The organism is Gluconobacter cadivus (assembly GCF_015244745.1).
Lineage (GTDB): Bacteria > Pseudomonadota > Alphaproteobacteria > Acetobacterales > Acetobacteraceae > Gluconobacter > Gluconobacter cadivus.
Genome location: NZ_JABCQI010000005.1, coordinates 134,396 through 152,417, shown reverse-complemented (window position 1 = coordinate 152,417; position 18,022 = coordinate 134,396). Strand labels below are relative to the sequence as shown.

The 18,022-nt window shown below is 62.1% G+C and carries 15 protein-coding genes; 10 read left to right on the top strand and 5 right to left on the bottom strand.

What is annotated here, in order from left to right; genetic code table 11:
* Window positions 1-64 precede the first annotated feature (64 nt).
* Together upp and msrB are read right to left on the bottom strand one after the other, a co-directional pair.
* Window positions 65-703: a uracil phosphoribosyltransferase gene (gene upp, locus HKD28_RS08885; RefSeq protein WP_099286883.1), complete on the bottom strand. Its 639-nt coding sequence runs from the start codon at window positions 701-703 to the stop codon at window positions 65-67.
* Window positions 700-1,116 carry a peptide-methionine (R)-S-oxide reductase MsrB gene (msrB, locus tag HKD28_RS08880; protein ID WP_194267955.1) on the bottom strand — a complete coding sequence of 139 codons (417 nt, stop codon included), beginning with the start codon at window positions 1,114-1,116 and terminating at the stop codon, window positions 700-702. The genes upp and msrB overlap by 4 nt, the downstream gene beginning before the upstream one ends.
* 163 nt (window positions 1,117-1,279) lie before the next feature.
* Between msrB and HKD28_RS08875 the strand changes: the two genes are divergently transcribed.
* From HKD28_RS08875 to HKD28_RS08850, 6 genes are all read left to right on the top strand, one after another.
* Complete coding sequence (locus HKD28_RS08875) at window positions 1,280-1,471, top strand: CsbD family protein (RefSeq protein ID WP_062033238.1); 192 nt, start codon at window positions 1,280-1,282, stop codon at window positions 1,469-1,471.
* A 114-nt stretch (window positions 1,472-1,585) separates the two neighbouring features.
* Window positions 1,586-3,118 (top strand): 2,3-bisphosphoglycerate-independent phosphoglycerate mutase, encoded by a 1,533-nt coding sequence (gene gpmI / locus HKD28_RS08870; RefSeq protein ID WP_194267954.1) that lies wholly within the window; start codon window positions 1,586-1,588, stop codon window positions 3,116-3,118.
* Window positions 3,105-4,385 carry a murein hydrolase activator EnvC family protein gene (locus HKD28_RS08865; RefSeq protein ID WP_194267953.1) on the top strand — a complete coding sequence of 427 codons (1,281 nt, stop codon included), beginning with the start codon at window positions 3,105-3,107 and terminating at the stop codon, window positions 4,383-4,385. Before gpmI ends, HKD28_RS08865 begins: the two co-directional genes overlap by 14 nt.
* A 128-nt stretch (window positions 4,386-4,513) precedes the next feature.
* Complete coding sequence (locus tag HKD28_RS08860; RefSeq protein WP_194267952.1) at window positions 4,514-5,971, top strand: S41 family peptidase; 1,458 nt, start codon at window positions 4,514-4,516, stop codon at window positions 5,969-5,971.
* Between the two features lie 18 nt (window positions 5,972-5,989).
* Window positions 5,990-7,150, top strand: a complete 1,161-nt coding sequence (locus HKD28_RS08855) for a divergent polysaccharide deacetylase family protein (protein ID WP_194267951.1) — start codon at window positions 5,990-5,992, stop codon at window positions 7,148-7,150.
* Window positions 7,147-7,659 carry an RNA pyrophosphohydrolase gene (locus tag HKD28_RS08850; RefSeq protein ID WP_194267950.1) on the top strand — a complete coding sequence of 171 codons (513 nt, stop codon included), beginning with the start codon at window positions 7,147-7,149 and terminating at the stop codon, window positions 7,657-7,659. The genes HKD28_RS08855 and HKD28_RS08850 overlap by 4 nt, the downstream gene beginning before the upstream one ends.
* Here the strand turns inward: HKD28_RS08850 and HKD28_RS08845 are convergent.
* From HKD28_RS08845 to HKD28_RS08835, 3 genes are read right to left on the bottom strand one after another with little or no spacing between them, the layout of a single operon-like run.
* The gene (locus HKD28_RS08845; protein ID WP_194267949.1) at window positions 7,617-9,371 is read right to left on the bottom strand and encodes an ABC transporter ATP-binding protein; all 1,755 of its coding nucleotides are present in this window, start codon (window positions 9,369-9,371) and stop codon (window positions 7,617-7,619) included. The genes HKD28_RS08850 and HKD28_RS08845 overlap by 43 nt on opposite strands.
* A gap of 45 nt (window positions 9,372-9,416) precedes the next feature.
* Entirely contained in the window at window positions 9,417-10,607 is a 1,191-nt protein-coding gene (locus HKD28_RS08840; protein ID WP_194267948.1) for a CCA tRNA nucleotidyltransferase, read from the bottom strand.
* Window positions 10,604-11,143, bottom strand: coding sequence for a DUF1285 domain-containing protein (locus HKD28_RS08835; protein ID WP_207728943.1), 540 nt, complete (start codon window positions 11,141-11,143; stop codon window positions 10,604-10,606). Before HKD28_RS08835 ends, HKD28_RS08840 begins: the two co-directional genes overlap by 4 nt.
* Window positions 11,144-11,295: 152 nt before the next feature.
* Between HKD28_RS08835 and HKD28_RS08830 the strand changes: the two genes are divergently transcribed.
* From HKD28_RS08830 to HKD28_RS08815, 4 genes are read left to right on the top strand one after another with little or no spacing between them, the layout of a single operon-like run.
* A complete protein-coding gene (locus HKD28_RS08830) occupies window positions 11,296-12,324 on the top strand; it encodes an AAA family ATPase (RefSeq protein WP_194267947.1) in 1,029 nt (342 codons plus the stop codon).
* A 5-nt stretch (window positions 12,325-12,329) separates the two neighbouring features.
* Window positions 12,330-13,256: a DUF58 domain-containing protein gene (locus tag HKD28_RS08825; protein ID WP_194267946.1), complete on the top strand. Its 927-nt coding sequence runs from the start codon at window positions 12,330-12,332 to the stop codon at window positions 13,254-13,256.
* On the top strand, window positions 13,253-15,985 hold the full coding sequence (locus HKD28_RS08820) for a DUF4159 domain-containing protein (RefSeq protein ID WP_194267945.1): 2,733 nt from the start codon (window positions 13,253-13,255) through the stop codon (window positions 15,983-15,985). Before HKD28_RS08825 ends, HKD28_RS08820 begins: the two co-directional genes overlap by 4 nt.
* Entirely contained in the window at window positions 15,982-18,021 is a 2,040-nt protein-coding gene (locus HKD28_RS08815) for a DUF7408 domain-containing protein (protein ID WP_194267944.1), read from the top strand. The genes HKD28_RS08820 and HKD28_RS08815 overlap by 4 nt, the downstream gene beginning before the upstream one ends.
* Window position 18,022 lies beyond the last annotated feature (1 nt).

The following is an 18,022-nucleotide window of genomic DNA, read 5'->3' as shown; positions in this document are numbered from 1 at the left end:
ATGAGCCTCCATACCCGCCACAAAATGCCTGACATTTCAGCACACAAGACCGTGTGTCCGTGCTTTAGCGCGTCCCGAACAGACGGTCGCCCGCATCTCCAAGGCCCGGAACGATATAGCCATGCTCGTCCAGATGGCTGTCGATCGAACAGGTCACGATCTGCACATCAGGATGCAGTTCCGCCATATGGGCAATGCCTTCCGGAACGGCCAGCAGGCAGGCGAAAATCGGGTTCGTCGCCCCAGCCGCCTTCACGCGGGTCAGCGCAGCCGCAGCCGAATGACCCGTGGCAAGCATCGGATCCAGAACGATGCAGGTGCGACCCGGAACATCGCTCGGCATGTTGAAATAATATTCGCTGACCTCAAGCGTCTCATGATCCCGGCGCAGACCGATATGCCCCACGCGCGCGGACGGCACCAGATCCAGCATCCCGTCCAGAAGACCATTGCCAGCCCGCAAGATGGAAACGAAACACAGCTTCTTGCCGTCCAGTTCCTCGCCTTCCATCGGCCCGCTCGGCGCTTCGATATGACGCGGCGCCAGCGAAAGGTTTCGCGTGGCTTCATAGGCCAGCAGCAGGCTGAGTTCGCGCGTCAGGCGCCGGAAACCGGCCGTGGATGTGTTGTGGTCACGCAGACGGGTCAGCTTGTGGCGCACCAGCGGATGGTCGAGGACGATAGGCGGCAGCGCCTTGCTCATGCTTTTTCTCCTTCGGCCGGGCGGAAATCGAGCGCCAGACCATTCATACAATAACGCAGCCCCGTGGGCGGCGGCCCATCGGGAAAGACATGCCCCAGATGACCCTTGCAGTTCGCACAGTGAACTTCCGTGCGGACCATGCCATAGCGGCTGTCCTGCGTGGTTTCGACGCCTCCAGCCAGAGGCTGGAAAAATGACGGCCAGCCGCTGCCGCTGTCATATTTAGCCTCCGAGGAGAACAGCGGGCGTCCACAGGCTGCACAGGCATAGGTTCCCGCACGCTTCTCATCATTAAGCGGGCTGGAACCGGGACGTTCCGTGCCATGCTCGTGCAGGATGCGCCGCTGCTCGGGTGTCAGACCAACGCCGCAACCACTGTCGGTCTGCCCGTTCGGGCCGCAACTCTGGGTCATGCTGGTTCTCCGGAAACTCTGAGGGACGTCTTCTGGGGATGGATCTTTGAGGATGTATGAAAGCGCGGCCGTATTTTGTCACGCATCTTAAACTGTCAGAACGCAACCCGGCACGATGAAACCCGTTAATATCTGCACAACATCAAGACGGAAGGATCCGGTCATGAGTTCCATCGAAGACAAGATCAAAGGCGTTGCCAATCAGGTGACGGGCAAGATCAAGGAAGAAGTCGGCCACGTGACGAACGATGAGAAGCTTGAGGCTGAGGGTATCGCCCAAAACCTCAAGGGAAAGGTCCAGAAGGGCGTCGGTGACGCCAAGGATACTGTCAAAAGCGGTATCGACAAACTCTGAGCCCTGCCTCCGATCACAATGCAGCGCCCGCCTTCATGGCGGGCGTTCGCATTTGCGGGGAATGGTGGCATGATGGACGGCAGTTCCCTCCTTCTTTCCCTTCAGGAGACTGTCATGTCTGCATCCTCAACGCCCCGCCCCGTCATGCTGGTCATTCTCGACGGCTTCGGCTGGCGTGAAGATGACTCCGACAACGCAGTCCGCCTCGCCAATACCCCGACATTCGACACGCTCTGGGCCACCAGCCCGCATGCGTTTCTGAAAACATCCGGCGAGGATGTTGGCCTTCCGGACGGCCAGATGGGCAATTCCGAAGTCGGCCATCTGAATATCGGCGCCGGTCGCGTCGTGATGCAGGAACTGCCCCGCATTTCCCGCAGCGCCCGGGATGGATCGCTGGCCCAGAACCCCGTCCTTCTGGATCATATTGCGGCGCTAAAAGCCTCGGGCGGAACCTGCCACCTCATGGGCCTGATCTCGCCCGGCGGCGTCCATGCCCATCAGGATCATGTTGTGGCACTGGCCAAAATCGTCAGCGCAGCAGGCGTTCCCGTCGCTGTTCACATCTTCAGCGATGGTCGTGATACCGCGCCGCGTTCCGGTGAGGAGTTCATCGGTAAATTCCTGACAGACCTGCCAGACACCGTAAAAGTTGCCACACTCAGCGGCCGCTACTACGCCATGGACCGCGATCGCCGCTGGGAGCGTGTTGACCTAGCCGTCGCGGCCATCCGAGATGCGAAGGGGCCTCACGCTCCGGATGCGCTCTCCGCTCTTCGGGCCAGTTACGACAGCGACAAAGGCGATGAATTCGTTCTTCCCACCGTTCTGGGCGATTACGCTGGAATGAAGGACGGAGACGGCATCCTCTCCTGCAATTTCCGCGCAGACCGTATCCGCCAGCTTCTGGACGTTCTGGTTCTTCCGGATTTTGCGGAATATGACAGCGGACGGAAGATAAAATTCGCGTCCGTCTGCGGCATGTCCCGATACTCCGACCATCTTGCCCCTTACATGAGCGTCCTGTTCTCCAAGGTGCCGCTCGACGATCTGCTGGGAGATGTGGTGGCCAAAGCGGGCAAAACGCAGCTCCGCATGGCGGAGACGGAAAAATATCCGCACGTCACCTACTTCCTCAACGGTGGCCGCGAAGTCCAGTTCGAGGGTGAGGAGCGTATTCTGGTCCCGTCCCCCAAGGTCGCGACCTATGACCTTCAGCCCGAAATGTCCGCACCTGAACTGACGGACAAGGCTGTTGCCGCCATCGAGAGCGGCAAGTTCGACATGATCGTCCTGAATTTCGCCAATCCGGACATGGTCGGCCACACAGGCTCCCTGCCCGCCGCCATCAAGGCCTGCGAAACGGTCGATCAGGGGCTGGGCCGCATCAATGACGCCATTGTCAAAGCAGGCGGAGCCCTGCTCGTAACAGCGGATCACGGCAATTGCGAAACCATGCGGGACCCCGTAACGGGCGGTGCCCATACGTCCCACACCCTGAATGTCGTGCCCGTCATTCTGGCCCATGCAGACGGCAAAACCATTCATGACGGCCGTCTGGCGGATCTCGCCCCGACCATGTTGGCTCTCATGAATATCAGGCAGCCTGACGCAATGACGGGTGTCTCCCTGCTTGAAAGCCCCTGATCCACGACACATCCTGCCGCTTGCCCTGCTCCTGTCGCCCCACTGGGCGACAGCGCATCATGCGGCACACCACCATCCTGCCAAATCAACGGCAACAGCGCCGAGCGCGGGGCAGAAAGCCCTCGCCCGCGCGCAGGCCGCACGTCGCGCGCTGGAACAACAACAGGCCGCAGAAGCCGCAACCCTGCGCGCCAAACAGATCGCATCGGCGCAGGCCGAGGCAAAAGCCAGGCAGGACACAGCCCGGACGCTCGCCTACACCGCCCAGACCCATACGGCGCAGTCCGCCATGGACAGCACCCAAAGCCGCATCCAGACTCTACAGGCCAACATCTCAGAGCTGAAAAAAAAACGGACAGCCGTACAGGCCGACATCCGGCAACAGAACGCCGCCCTGCACCCCCTGCTCCCCATCGCAGCGCGCCTGTCCATCGCGCCTGACGCAGCATTGCTGGCATCTCCGGAAACAGCATCTGAAAGCGTCACCGCCCTGTCCATTCTCGGCGGCTTTTCCCAACTCACCCAACAGCGCGCCCAGACCCTTCAGTCCCGCGAAGACGAACTCCATGCCATCGGCAGCGATCTGGAACAGCAACAGAAAAAACTTTCGGACCTGCTGACGCAGCAGACGCATGAACGCAATACCGCTGCCACCCGGACCCGAATTGCCGCACATCAGGAAGCCGTCGCAGATCAGGGCGCGCAAAAAGCCCGCAAAGCCGTTGCCGACGCCATGCAGGCCGCAGCGGAACTTTCTTCGGAAATTACCAGTCTGGTACAACAGGAAGCACAGGCCCGCGCCGAACTTGAAAAAGAAGCCGCAGCTCTCGCCCGCCAGCACGAATTCGAACGTGCCCGTCATGCGCGCTCACAGGCCCAGTCACTCTCCTCCGCCGGACAGGGCGTTTCCAGCACCGGCGGCCACGCCCCGGTTCCGGGCCATGTGGCGATCCGCTGGGGGCAGGCAACAGAAGCCGGTCCGGCCACCGGTATTACCTATGCCGCCCTCTCTTCTGCCCCCGTACAGGCTCCCTGTACGGGCCGAGTCGAATTTGCCGGTCCTTTCCGCTCTTTTGGGCAAATGCTGATCCTCGATTGCGGACGCAACTATCGTTTCGTGCTGTCAGGACTGGGCCAACTCACTGTTTCGGGTGGCCAAAGCATCAGGAAAGCTGCCACACTCGGCCAGATGCCTGCGGCGGAAGGGATGCTGTTCGTCCAGCTCCGCCACGGCGCACAGGTGGTCAGCCCGGCACCTTTCCTCTGAGCCGGTTTGCCGAGAGCGTCTGACCTTGTAGGATCGTATCTTAGTAATTTGGCAACCTGAACCGGCCTAGTCTCCCTGCGGAGCACCGTCGGCCAGCAGGTTCCTTCGTGCCCGAGGATGGAGATCACATGAAGTTTCGCAGTGGCCTGTTGCTGGGCACCGCCTTTCTGGCCGGACTGGCTGTCGGACCGGGCGCCCTGCGTCTTGCTGGCTCCAGCGACTTTCCGGGCGCAGCCTTCGCCCGTGAGATTTCTCATGACAACAGCGCGGAAACCGTCCGCCTGCTGACGCTGCTGGGAACGGTCATGGACGTGGTGAAGGCGGAATACGTCCACCCCGTGTCCGACAAGGACCTCATCAACAACGCGCTGGATGGCATGGTCGGCAATCTCGACCCCCATTCCTCCTACATGACCGCAGCCCAGTTCCACGACATGCAGACCGAGATTTCGGGCAAGTTTGGCGGTCTGGGCCTGCAGGTTCAGGGTGAATCCGGCCATGTCCGTGTCGTCTCCCCGATCGACGGCACCCCTGCCGCACGCGCTGGCATCCAGCCAGGCGATTTCATCACGATGGTCGACCACAAGAGCATTGATGACCTGACGCTCGATCAGGCCGTCCGCAAGATGCGCGGCGATCCGGGTACCAAAATCAGCCTGACAGTCGTGCGCCCCAAGACCGGCAAGACCCTGACCTTCGACATGACGCGCGAAATCGTCCATGTCCAGATCGTAAAATCTGCTCTCTACGGCAGCACGGGCTATATCCGTCTGACCGAATTCGATGACGATCTTGAAGGCGCCATGCATGCCGCGTTCGACAAACTCAAGGCAGAAGCGGCCAAAACTCCCGGTGGCAAGCTGACCGGGATCATCCTCGACCTGCGTTCCAATCCGGGCGGCAAGCTCGACCAGGCCATCGCGGTCGCGGACGATTTCATCAAGGACGGAGAAATCGTCTCCATTCGCGGTCGTCATGCGGAAAACAACCAGCGCTGGGATGCGAAAGGCACGGACATCACCAATGGCCTGCCGATCGTCGTTCTGACGAATGGCGGTTCGGCCTCGGCCAGTGAAATCGTGGCTGGCGCGCTGAAGGACCATCACCGCGCCATCATCCTCGGCGAAAAGACTTTCGGTAAAGGCTCGGTCCAGACCCTGATCCCAATCGGAGATCAGGGCGCAGTCCGCCTGACAACAGCCCGCTACTATACGCCATCCGGCCGTTCCATTCAGGGCCTTGGGATCACCCCCGATATCCCTGTCTCCGAAACGAAGGACGACGATTCTTACGGATATCGTGAAGCGGATCTGTCTCACATCCTGACGAATATCGGTGGCAACCGGACGACCGAAACACCACGCACGGATATTCCGCCGATTGCGAAATCCATTCCCAAAATGCCGGATGCCAACTGGCCCGCATTTGACGCGACGAAGCCCGCGACGGATTTCCAGCTTCAGCAAGCGATCAAGGTCGTCAACGCTATGGCAGGCATTTCAAATCCGGCTCCTGCGACAGCCCCGGCAACCGAGGTCAAAGCTGCCGCTCCTGCTGCCCCCAAACCGCCCGAAGCACATCACTAACTAAGGACATCCCGGATCGTGCAGAACCGTCCCGCCTCCAGCCGTGCAGGGCTCTGGCAACGACTTCCCGTTATCGGACGCCTTCTGATCGCGTTCTGGGCCGTCCTTCTCGCAGGAGGGGCAGGAGCGGCGGCGCTCCTGTTCCATCAACAGAAACCCGTCGTTCTGGCAAAAACTACTCCCCCGGCACGACCGGAAGCTCCACCTGCACAGAACGCTTCCTCAATCGTCTCCACACCGGTGCCGAAAGAGGCAGTCCGTTCTGTCAGTCCATCTGAGGTGCAGCAACCTGCAACGCCGGTTGCTGCACCGACAGTCATTCCCGCCAAAGCCGTTCCGCCCACATTGGCAGCACCCTCAACCGCCGTGATGCAGCAGGCCCTGCCGTCGGTGCCGTCGCCTGCCGCCGCCAGTCCAGCAGCCGTCGTCAGACCGCCTCCACCCACAGTTCCGGCGGACCAAACCGCCATTGCAATCGTGCTTCAGGGTTTTGGCTATTCCGACGCGCTGACCTACGACGTCCTTTCGCGCATTCCAGCCCCGGTCGCGGTCGGGATTTCGCCTTATGTAAGCAATATCGGCGACATTATTGCCCGCGCCCATGCCAGCCATCGTGAAGTCTATGTCACGCTTCCGATGCAGAGCGCACACCCCGAACGCGTCGATGAAGGCCCGCACGCACTGGGATATGGCAACTCCGCCGCCGATGATCAACGTGAACTGGAATGGTGTCTGTCCAGAGCAACAGGCGCAGAAGGCTTGACGGACGCTTCTGAAAACGGAGACGATCAGCCGGGTGGCGGATATGCGACCTCGCCGGATTTTGCTCCGATTGCCAGTTTCATCAGCAGTAAAGGGCTTTTTTATCTGGCTGGCTCTGCACAGGATGGTCGCCGTACACGCGGCATGACCGCGACGGCCTGGATTGATGGCGACACGGACGCGGCCACTCTGGACAGCCGTCTTGCCGCTCTACTGCCCCAGGACGGAAAGCCCACGAAAATTCTGTTGATGGTCGGTCCTGTCACCCCCGTCATGATCGACCGTCTTGCAAACTGGCTCAAAGGCCCGGCGGCAGGCCGCTTTGTTCTGGTGCCGCCGTCCAGTTTCGTCGATAGCGGCATTGCAAACGATCAGGCCGCCAATCTGCTATCTTCCAGTCCGGTTGCCCCTTTATGAGCGATTGCATGACCCTGCCCTATCGTCCGAATGTCGGAATTGCGCTCTTTAATCGGGAGGGCAAGCTGTTCATCGCCTGCCGGACAGATCTTCCGGGGCGCGTCTGGCAGTGCCCGCAAGGTGGGATCGATGAGGGCGAGACGCCCGAAACAGCCGCCATAAGAGAGATGGGCGAAGAAATCGGCACAAGCAACGCCCGCATTCTTGCCGAACGTGAGGGGTGGCTGTCCTATGATCTGCCATCTGCCCTGATCGGCAAAGCGCTGGGTGGCCGCTTCCGGGGGCAGACCCAGAAGTGGTTCGTGATGGGGTATGAAGGACAGGACTCCGATATTCGGCTGGACCTTCATGAGCCAGCGGAATTCGACTGCTGGGAATGGGTTGCACCGAACGACGTTCTGGAACGCGATCTGGGCTTCAAGAAAGACCTGTATGTCGCATTAATCCCAGAACTGGCGGCCCTGTTTCAGGCCGCCGCCAAAGACTGGGTTCGTACCAGCCGCGCATAAAGACCGTCCTGTCTGAGAAGTTCCGCATGCGTGCCCGCTTCGACGACGGCACCATGATCCATAACGACGATGAGATCCGCCGCCTGAACCGTTGAAAGCCGGTGCGCCACAATTACGGTCGTGCGGCCCGAGCGCAGATTGGCCAAGGCTTTCTGAACTCGCGCTTCACTTTCGGAATCCAGCGCGCTCGTCGCCTCATCAAGCAGAAGCACCCGCGGGTTGCGAAGCAGAGCGCGGGCCAGTGCCACGCGCTGACGCTGACCGCCCGATAGTCGACGTCCGCCCGGCCCCACCCGCGTTTCCAGTCCCGCTGGCAGATTATCGAGAAAATCGACCGCCGCCATGGCGCATGCCTTTTCAACCTCATCCCGCGACGCTGACGGTCGCCCGATCCAGATATTCTCGATCAGGGACATGTCAAACAGGGTTGTGTCCTGACTGACATAGGCGATGGCATCACGAAGGGATGAGAGCGTCAGATCACGCAGATCCACGCCTTCCAGTTGAATACTCCCTTCACTCACATCATGCAGACGCGGGATCAGGGACAGAGCCGTGGATTTTCCGGCCCCGCTAGGCCCGACAAGCGCCACGGTTTTTCCGGGCTGCACGTCGAAAGTCAGGCCCCGCAACGCGACCCGACCATCTTCATAACGATAACCGGCCTGCTCGAACACCAGATGTCCCTTACCAGCTGGCAAAGGTTTTGCACCGGCCCGCTCCATCACGGCAGGAGGTTCATCAATCACCGCGAAAACACGCGACAGTCCGGCCAAACCTTCCTGAAGAGCGGTGTTGAGCGAGCCCAGCGCCCGGATGGGCCGAGACGCAGTCAGAAGAGCTGCAATAAACGCAGTAAAATCTCCGAGCGTCGCACCGCCCTGCGCCGCCCGCCAGCCCGCAAACCCCAGCACGGCAGCCACGGCTGCACCACCCAAAACTTCAAGCACCGGATCGACGCGGGCACGGCCTTTGGCAATGCGCAGAAATGCGGAATGCAGCAGATCAAGGGAATGATCGACCCGCGTGCTTTCCCGGTCTTCCATACGGTAGATACGGATCTGCCGGGCCAGAGCGAAACTTTCGTTCAACAGCGCCGAGGTTTCGCCAATCTGCTCCTGCATGCCGCCCGAAGCACGGCGCACTTTTTTGCCCAGCTTCTGGATGGGGACAGCCGCAACCGGATACAGCACGAGTGCGATCAGACTCAGTTCCCAGTCCGTCACGATCATGGAAATCACCAGCCCCACCACCGTCACAGCGTCTCCGAGCGCGTTGACCACACGGATCATAGCCTCGCGGATCGAGATGGCATCGGTCGTAAAGCGGGCGGCCCATTTGGCAGGCGCGTCCTTTTCAATCGTCGAGACATCTGCCTGGAGCGAATGAGCAAACATGCGGGACTGCAATCCCCGGATCACCGCCAGAACCAGCCCCTGCACGGCAATCGTCTGCCCATACTGAGACGCGGCCTTGAGTCCGGTCACAAGCACGACAAGAGCCGGGACCTGATACAGGATCCGGGAATCATGCGCCGCAAACATGTCCACGGCCCGCTTGATGACGGCGGGATAAAGCGCGGTCAGCGCGGCCATCAGAACGGTCAGAACAACGACGGAAATGATCCGTCCCACATGCTGGCGCATTTCCTCGCGCCAGATGCGTTTCATCAGGACGCGGCTGTCCGTATCAAGGGCTGTGGTTTTCGTCATGTCCGGGGGTGTAGCAAACCTTGCGAAAAGGACGAAACCGCGATCTCACGGATATCCGGCAAGATAGGCCAGACACTGCGCCCGATCCGGCAGACATCCCTGCGCCATCCACCAGTCCCGGCCTTTTTTCAGCCACTGCCCCATTCCCGGCCCCGGCAGGATCCCCTGAGCAAGAGCATCCTTGCCCGATAACGGGAACTGCGGCTGTGGCAGCGCCTGCAATCTGGAGCGAAACCGATCCCAGGTGCTGTCAGGTCCGCCCACGAGACGGGCCTGTTGTAGCCAGTTCCGCTCCACAAGCGGATCCAACTCCTGCTCCGCGCGTAGCCGTCTCAGGTCATCGTCAGACATGCTCAGAGACAAAACCGGTCTGTCTGAAGCCCAAACTTCAATTCTTGCCGCATCTGCGTTGGAAAGTTTCAGTCGTCCAGACAACTCCCGGCTGCTTTTATGGCAAAGGGCGAATAACCTGAGCAAAGGATTTTCCGGAGCACCGCAGTTCAGCAAACGATTCAAATCCACCGGGTCCGGGTTCGGCAGGATCACCGGCAAGAGGCCGACCGCTGCCATTGCTGCGATTGTTTCCGCAAGGCGCGGACCCGACAGTATTCTCAAAAGTTCAGACGCGACCCTTTCGGCAGAAAGCGTCCCAATCAGTCCGAGTTGCTCTGACACGGCTTTACAGGCAGCGCGGTCAGGATTGCCGTTTCCATAACGCGCGTCGAACCGAAAGAAACGCAGTGCTCTCAAGGCGTCTTCTGCAATCCGGCGCGATGCGTCCCCCACGAAACGGACCTGACGATTCTTCAGATCCTCTTGTCCTCCGAAATAGTCATGGAGACGATCATGACGATCCAGCGACATGGCATTGATCGTGAAATCGCGCCGGGCCGCATCTTCCGTCCAGTCCTGCGTCCAGACCACAACTGCGTGACGTCCATCCGTTTCTTCGTCACGACGCAGGGTCGTGATCTCATACGGAACACCATCCAGCACCGCTGTTACCGTTCCATGGGACAAGCCGGTCGCGATCACCCGGATTCCCACATCTTTCAGCCGATGCTGAACGTCCTCCGGAGGCTCTGGAGTCGCAAGGTCCAGATCATGGACAGGAACGTCTGCGAGCAAATCACGAACGGAACCGCCAACAAGACGGGCCTCAGGCAGGACACTCCAGATCCGGTCCAGACCTTTCCGATCCGGCAGCCGCTCCAGCAGACCAGAGCTCTGTGTCATGCAGGCCGCGAAAGCGGGAAAAAGCAGTCCTGACTCCAGACACCGAGACAGGGCTTTCCTTTTACATGACCGGGAACGGCGAGAGCCGCGAGTTCATAATGAACCGCGCGCGTCACCCGTGCCTGGATTGGCAAGGCGCCTTCGCCATCCCGCACATGGATGTAAGGCACCCCCGCACACTCTTCCGAAGGCCGGTCCCAATCACAGGACAACGGATGTTCGGGGCCGATGCAGATCAGTTCGTCCATATTGGTGCGGAAACAGAGATTCTGCTGGCGACCGCAAGTTCCGCGAAAATCCAGTTCGACCGCCACGAACGGGGCGTCCTCGACCTGAATGATCCCCTGTTCCATCGGCGTTTTCAGCCAGTAGATGCCTTCGGGGTCGCGGGTCAGCATGGACGAGAACATGCACAGCATGGCTTTGCGCTTCACCGCAGAGCCCCGATACAGCCATGTCCCGTCGCGCTGGATCAGAAAGGGCAGCTTTCGAGGACCCGTGGACGAGCAGTCGGGAAAGGAGGACGGTGCCACCAGCGGATCTGGAGCCGCGAAGACGTCAGGCCGGACCGCCTGCCGGAGCTGATGATCGCTCAATTTTCCCTCCAACTGCATAAAAACTCTCTTCTCACACCAACTTGGGTGCAATCGAGCCTTGATGAAACCCCCACACCTGTCAGACTGGCACTATGAGCGAGCAGCAATATTCTTCCGGCGTCTCCGCCGGCACCCTGCGGGGCGAGGCGGACGTGGCTGAAGCCGATCGTCTGGCTCCGGTTCTCCATCATGTCCGTCAGGCCATCGGCAGCATTGTTCTGGGCCAGGACAGTGTCATCGAACAGGTCCTTGTCACGATCCTGTCCGGTGGTCACGCACTTCTGATGGGCGCGCCCGGTCTGGGCAAGACCCTGCTGGTCAACACGGCGTCGCAGGTCCTGGGTCTGGAGGCAACGCGCATCCAGTTCACGCCCGACCTGATGCCGTCGGACATTACAGGGGCGGAAATTCTCGATCAGGATGCTGACGGACGACGCGCCTTCCGCTTCCTGCCCGGCCCGATCTTTGGCCAGCTTGTGCTTGCCGACGAAATCAACCGCGCCAGCCCCCGCACCCAGTCCGCGCTGTTGCAGGCCATGGCGGAACGTCGGGTCACACAGGGGGGCAAGGATTATGCCCTGCCGCGCCCCTTCCATGTTCTCGCGACCCAGAATCCGATCGAGCAGGAAGGCACCTATCCTCTGCCCGAAGCCCAGCTCGACCGGTTCATGCTTCAGATCAGCCTCGGCTTTCCGAACCGGGACGCGGAACGGCAGATGCTGCTTCAGACGACAGGCGCCACGACGCCGACGGTTTCGGCCCTGATGAATGCGGAAAGTCTTCTCACAGCCCAGAACCTCGTCCGGCGTCTGCCGGTTGGCGACCAGATCGTGGATGCCATCCTGAGCCTGACGCGTTCGCTGCGCCCGGAAGATCCGTCCGCTGCGCCGGAAGTCCGGGAGGCCGTGTCATTCGGACCCGGTCCGCGTGCGGCTCAGGCGCTGATGATCGCCACCCGTGCCCGCGCCCTACTGGATGGCCGTCTGGCACCGAGCCTTGATGACGTTGTGACCCTTGCAAGCCCGGTCCTGTCCCATCGTATCGGGCTGGGCTTTGGCGCCCGTGCCGCCGGGACGGACAGCGAAGCCCTGATCCGCAAGCAGGCTCAGGCTCTCCTCTGATCGCCGTGAAAAGTCCGTCCGATACCCTGCGCAGTTTCTTCCGCCGCAACCGGGGCGCCAGTTCCGGCGCTCCGACTGCGCAGGCGGAAAGCCTGCCCCTGCCCGCGCTCGTTCTTGAAGCCGAAAAGATTGCCGCAAGCCTGCAAAGCGGCGTTCATGGCCGCAGACGTTCAGGGCCGGGCGAGGATTTCTGGCAGTTCCGGCCCTATCATGCCGGCGAGCCCGCAACATCCATCGACTGGCGGCAGTCTGCCCGCTCGCCGGTCGAAGACACGTTCTGGGTTCGGGAACGCGAGCGCGAAAACGCCCAGTCCTTGATGCTGTGGTGTGACCCCTCGCCTTCCATGCGATGGCGCTCGTCCGATACCCTGCCCACCAAAGCTGAACGCGCGCAGCTCTGCACGTTGGCGCTGGCGTCCGCGTCCCTGCGCGGCGGCGAACGCGCGGGTCTGCTGACCGGAATCGAGGCTGGACGCGCCCTTGCCGGACGTCAGGTTCTCCCGCGACTGGCGGCATCCCTTCTGCGTCAGGATGCGGATGAGCCAGAATTTCCCCGCATGTCTCTGGTTCCTCCACGGTCCGATCTGGTGGTGATCAGCGATTTCCTGTGGGACGAAGACCGGATCGATACGTTTCTCAAGACCTGCGCCAGCCGCCCGGTACGAACCCATCTCCTCTGCATTCTCGACCCGGCGGAACGCGAACTGAAACGCACAGGACGAATCCGGTTTGAAGGACTTGAGGGGGGTGTTCTGACTCTTCCCGCCATGGAAAGTCTCGGTCCGGCCTATGAGCAGGCGATGAACGCGCATCTCGCGGCCCTCAAACAGAGTGCGGCGTCGCTCCATGCCGACTGCATCGTGCATGATACGTCGCAGAACCCGCTTCCGGCCCTTCTAGCGTTGCACATGGCGCTTGGAGGCGGCCGATGATCCTTCTTGCTCCGTTCCTGTTGCTTGGTCTGCTCGCACTGCCTGCGCTGTGGTGGCTGGTGCGGGCAACTCCACCCGCGCCGCAGGAACAGTCCTTTCCGTCCTTGCTCATCCTGAACCGGCTCACGGCCCGGCGGGAGGACGCCGCCCGTTCCCCGCTCTGGCTTCTGATTCTGCGCATGGTGGCGGTGGCCCTCGTCATTTTCGGGCTGGCCCGTCCTGTCCTGACGCCGCATCAAACCGAAACCGGCAATGGACCGCTGACCCTCATCCTCGATGATGGCTGGGCCGCCATTCCGCACTGGACCGACCGTATTTCCGCAGCGCTCGCGCTTGGCGAAACCGCGATCCGCAACGGTCAGGACGTCACGTTCCTGCACGCTGCACGCGCACCGGACGGCGCAATGCCCGAAGCGTTTACGACCCACGATTCCCATGCCCTATCCGAACATCTCTCACATTTGCGTCCGCAGCCCTGGCCAACGGACCGTCAAGCGTTGGCCGTCTTGCTCGGGGGGCGGGATCTATCGGACCAGCGCGTGATGGTACTCTCGGACGGTCTGGCTGCGAAAGGAGACGACGCGCTGCGGGGCGCGCTCGCAAAGGCACGGTCCGTTCAGGACATGCGCTGGAACGGCTGTGACATCCTGCGCCTTGACGCTGCGACAGGTCAGGACGGCGCGCTTCATGCGACAGTCGACACGCTGCCCTGCCCGACCCGGACCGTGACGCTGCATGCCGTCAACGCCAATGGTGGCACACTCGCGGCCTATCCCCTCACGACGGGAAAAGACCAGACGCTCTCCCTCCCGGCCCTGCTGCGGAACCAGCTTGATCGTCTGACACTTGAAGGTGCGACCGGTCCTGCTGCTGTGCATCTGATGGGACAGGCCGATCATCGCCGCCCGGTCGGTATCCTTCAGACGCCCGGAGACGCGACGCCTCTTGTCGGATCGGCGTTCTTTCTCAATCGCGCCCTGCAACCGATTGCGGACCTGCATAGCGGCGATGCCACAGCCCTGCTGGGCGCGCCCCTGTCAGTTCTGATCGCCACGGATGGTGCGCTTTCGGGCGAGCAGACGCGCAATCGCGTTCTGGACTGGGTGCGTCATGGCGGAATGCTCGTCCGCTTCGCAGGCCCCGGTCTCGCGGCCGATCAGACCGCCACGTCCGACGCGACCTCCGATGCGCTTCTCCCAGTCCATCTCATGAGCGGAATGCGTCAGCTGGGTGGCCCGATGTCGTGGGGGAAACCCCAGACGCTGGCACCGTTCCCCGAAACTTCGCCGTTTTCGGACTTGACGATTCCGCCCGATGTCACCGTTTCGCGACAGGTTCTGGCCAAGCCCGAGACGGGGCTGACGGATCATGTCTGGGCGGCTCTGAGCGATGGCACCCCGCTCGTAACCGCGCGCGCCGAAGGCAATGGCGAGATCGTCCTGTTCCATGTCACGCCCTCACCCGACTGGTCGAATGTGCCGCTTTCCGGGCTGTTTCCCGACATGCTGGAGCGCCTGATCGAACGGTCCGCTGGCGTGGCAGGCGGCGGTCCGGCGGAACTGGCGCCATGGCGTATCATCGGGAGCGACGGCGGGCTCGTCATGCCGCCACAGGCTGCGCGCTCCATTCGCGCTTCGGATCTGGCGCATACGGATGTTTCCGCCACGCATCCTGCCGGGCTTTATGGCCCAGCCCGTGGAACGCGCGCACTCAATCTCGGCGATGCTGCTTCGCCGATGGTGGAGGAGCCTTTGCTCGGCACGCGGATTTTGCCTGATGGCGCGCATGCGGATCGTCCGATTGGCCCTGCGCTGATGGCGGCGGGTCTGCTACTGCTGCTGCTGGATCTGATCCTGTCCCTACGGCGGCGCGGTCTGCTTGGCGCTCTGGCAGTCGCAGGCTTTCTGCTTCTGCCGATTGCCCATGCTCAGGCCCAGACACCCGCTCCCCTTCCGGCAAACATGCCGCAGGCCGCGCTCGAAACGCGGCTGGCCTATGTTCTTACGGGCCATGACGATATCGATGCCGTCTCCCGCGAGGGGCTTCAAGGGCTCTCCGACTATACGAGCGCTCGCAGTTCCGCGACGCTCGGCCATCCCGATGGCGTTGTTCCGGGCAAGGACGATCTGGCGTTCTATCCGCTCCTGTACTGGCCGATCACGCCAGATATGCAGCCCGATCCCGAACGCACGAAAGCACTCAATACGTTCATGGAACACGGTGGGATCCTGCTGATCGACGAACAGGGCGCGGGCACCGACACGGATTCCGGCACCAGCGCCGCCGCCCGAGCTGCGTTGCAGCGCGTGACCGATGGCCTTGTCGTGCCCCCACTCGCCAAGCTGACGGACAAACACGTTCTGGCCCACACTTTCTATCTGCTGCACAGCGGCTTTCCCGGTCGCGTTGCCGGTCAGCCAGTTTATGTCGCGCGCAACGGGGACGAGGCGAATGATGACGTCAGCCCCGTCATCATCGGTAATGGCGACTGGGCGCATGCCTGGGCCGTAGACGGCTCGGGCAACCATCCCTTCGCCGTCATTCCCGGGGGCGAAGACCAGCGCACGCAGGCCTATCGTTTCGGCGTGAACATGGTGCTCTACGCCCTGACCGGAAACTACAAGAACGATCAGGCCCAGTACCCCGAAATGCTCCGCCGCCTCGGCAGCCCGGATGCAGCATCCGCCACGACCAGTCCCGACACCGCCGACGAGGAGGACGCGCCATGATGTTCGATCTTTCTCCGATGCTGCCCGTCTGGCTGCTGGCGACGCTGGCCGCACTGAGTGTTGCAGGAGCGATTTACGGTGCCCTGCGTGGCGCGCGCGGAATGCTCTGGCGGGCTCTGGCCGTTCTCGCTCTGCTGGGATGGCTGTCTGGACCGCGCGCGCTTCACCCGGTGCTCCGCCCGGTGCCGCAGGATGCGCTGCTCGTCGTGGATCGTTCAGCCTCGATGCAGGTCGGTCCCCGCACTGCCATCGCGGATCAGGTCGCACGGCAGATCATGCAGGACGCGGCTCGTCTTCCGGGCCTGACCCTGCATCGCGTCGATGTTCCGGGTGGCACAGGCCACGGCACCCGCCTGTTCGAGGCGCTGGATCATGCGGATCTGCCGCAGGGCCGGTTCGCAGGCGCCATCGTCGTGACGGACGGCATGGATCATGACGTTCCGGCCCATCTTCCGGCGCGCTTTCAGGGACCGGACGGACAGAAACTTCCACTGCACCTTCTGCTGACGGCGCGGGGCGAGGAACAGGACCGTCGCCTGCGTATCCTGAGCACGCCGCCCTATGCCATCGTCGGACAGAACGCCACAATCCGCGTTCAGGTCGACGATCTGGGCGCTCCGGGTTCGGCCGACGCCGTTCTCACGATCCGCTCAGGCGATGCTCCGCCACAGACCCGCCCGATCCGGACCGGCACGCCACAGGACATCACGGTCCCCGTGCAGCATCCCGGCGAAACACTTGTCGGCCTGTCCGTCTCTCCGCTGGCCGGGGAAGCATCCACGGAAAACAATAGCGACGTCGTGCGAATCCGGGGCGTGCGCGACCGGCTGCGGGTGCTGCTGGTGTCCGGCGTTCCCAATCAGGGAGAGCGCGTCTGGCGCAGGTTGTTGAAGGCCGATCCGTCCGTGGATCTCGTGCACTTCACCATTCTGCGCTCCCCCAACACCGATGATGGCACTCCGCTGTCGGATCTGGCGCTGATCCCGTTTCCGATCCGCGAACTGTTTCAGGAAAAAATCCGCAGTTTCGATCTCATCATTCTGGACGGCTTTCGCAACAGCAACATCCTGCCAGACGAATACCTGACCAATATCGCCGATTATGTCCGCAACGGCGGCGGCCTGCTGGTAACGGCAGGACCTGAATTCACGCAGGAGGGCACCCTTCAGGATACGAGCCTCGCACAGATTCTTCCGGCCCATGTCGGGACGGACGGGGTCGTCACACAGGCTTTCCGTCCGTCCCTGACTGCTCTGGGCAAGACACATCCCGTCACGGCGGGCCTAACGGAAGACTGGGGCCCCTGGTATCGTGCCCTCCGGCCGGACCAGTCGCATGGCGAAGACCTGATGCATGGTCCGGATGGCGCGCCGCTTCTGCTGCTGGACCGTGTTGAGCGGGGGCGCGTGGCCATGCTCATGTCGGACCAGCTCTGGCTGTGGTCTCGTGGCGAAGGCGGTGGCGGTCCGCAGGCCGAACTTCTGCGGCGGCTGTCACACTGGCTCATGAAAGAGCCGGACCTTGAAGAAAACCGCCTGACGGCCCGGATCGAAAACGGTCAACTCGACATCGAGCGCCACGCCGCGGGACAGGCTGTCTCGCCTGAGGCTTTCGTCACCGCGCCGGACGGGAAGCGCACGCCCGTTACCCTAAAACAGACCGATGGCGTTTGGCACGCCACGCTGGCCGCCACGACGCCCGGCATCTGGAGCGTCCGGCAGGATGGTCTGGTTGCTTTCGCCAGCCCCGTTTCTCACGACCCGATCGAGCGGCAGGACCTGCGCGCCACCGCGACCATCATGGGCGCCAGTGCTCAGGCATCGGGAGGAACCGTGGCGTGGGTTGCGGATCATACGCCCCATCTGAAACAGGTTCCCATCGGCTCGGCCATGAGCGGCTCGGACTGGATGGGGCTTCCCGTCACCACGGCGGCCGTCGCAGGTGAGACGCGGACGACGGACCTCGTTCCGGCATGGGCGGCCCTCCTTGCAGCGCTGATTTTCCTCGCAATCGGCTGGTGGCGGGAAGGTCATTGAA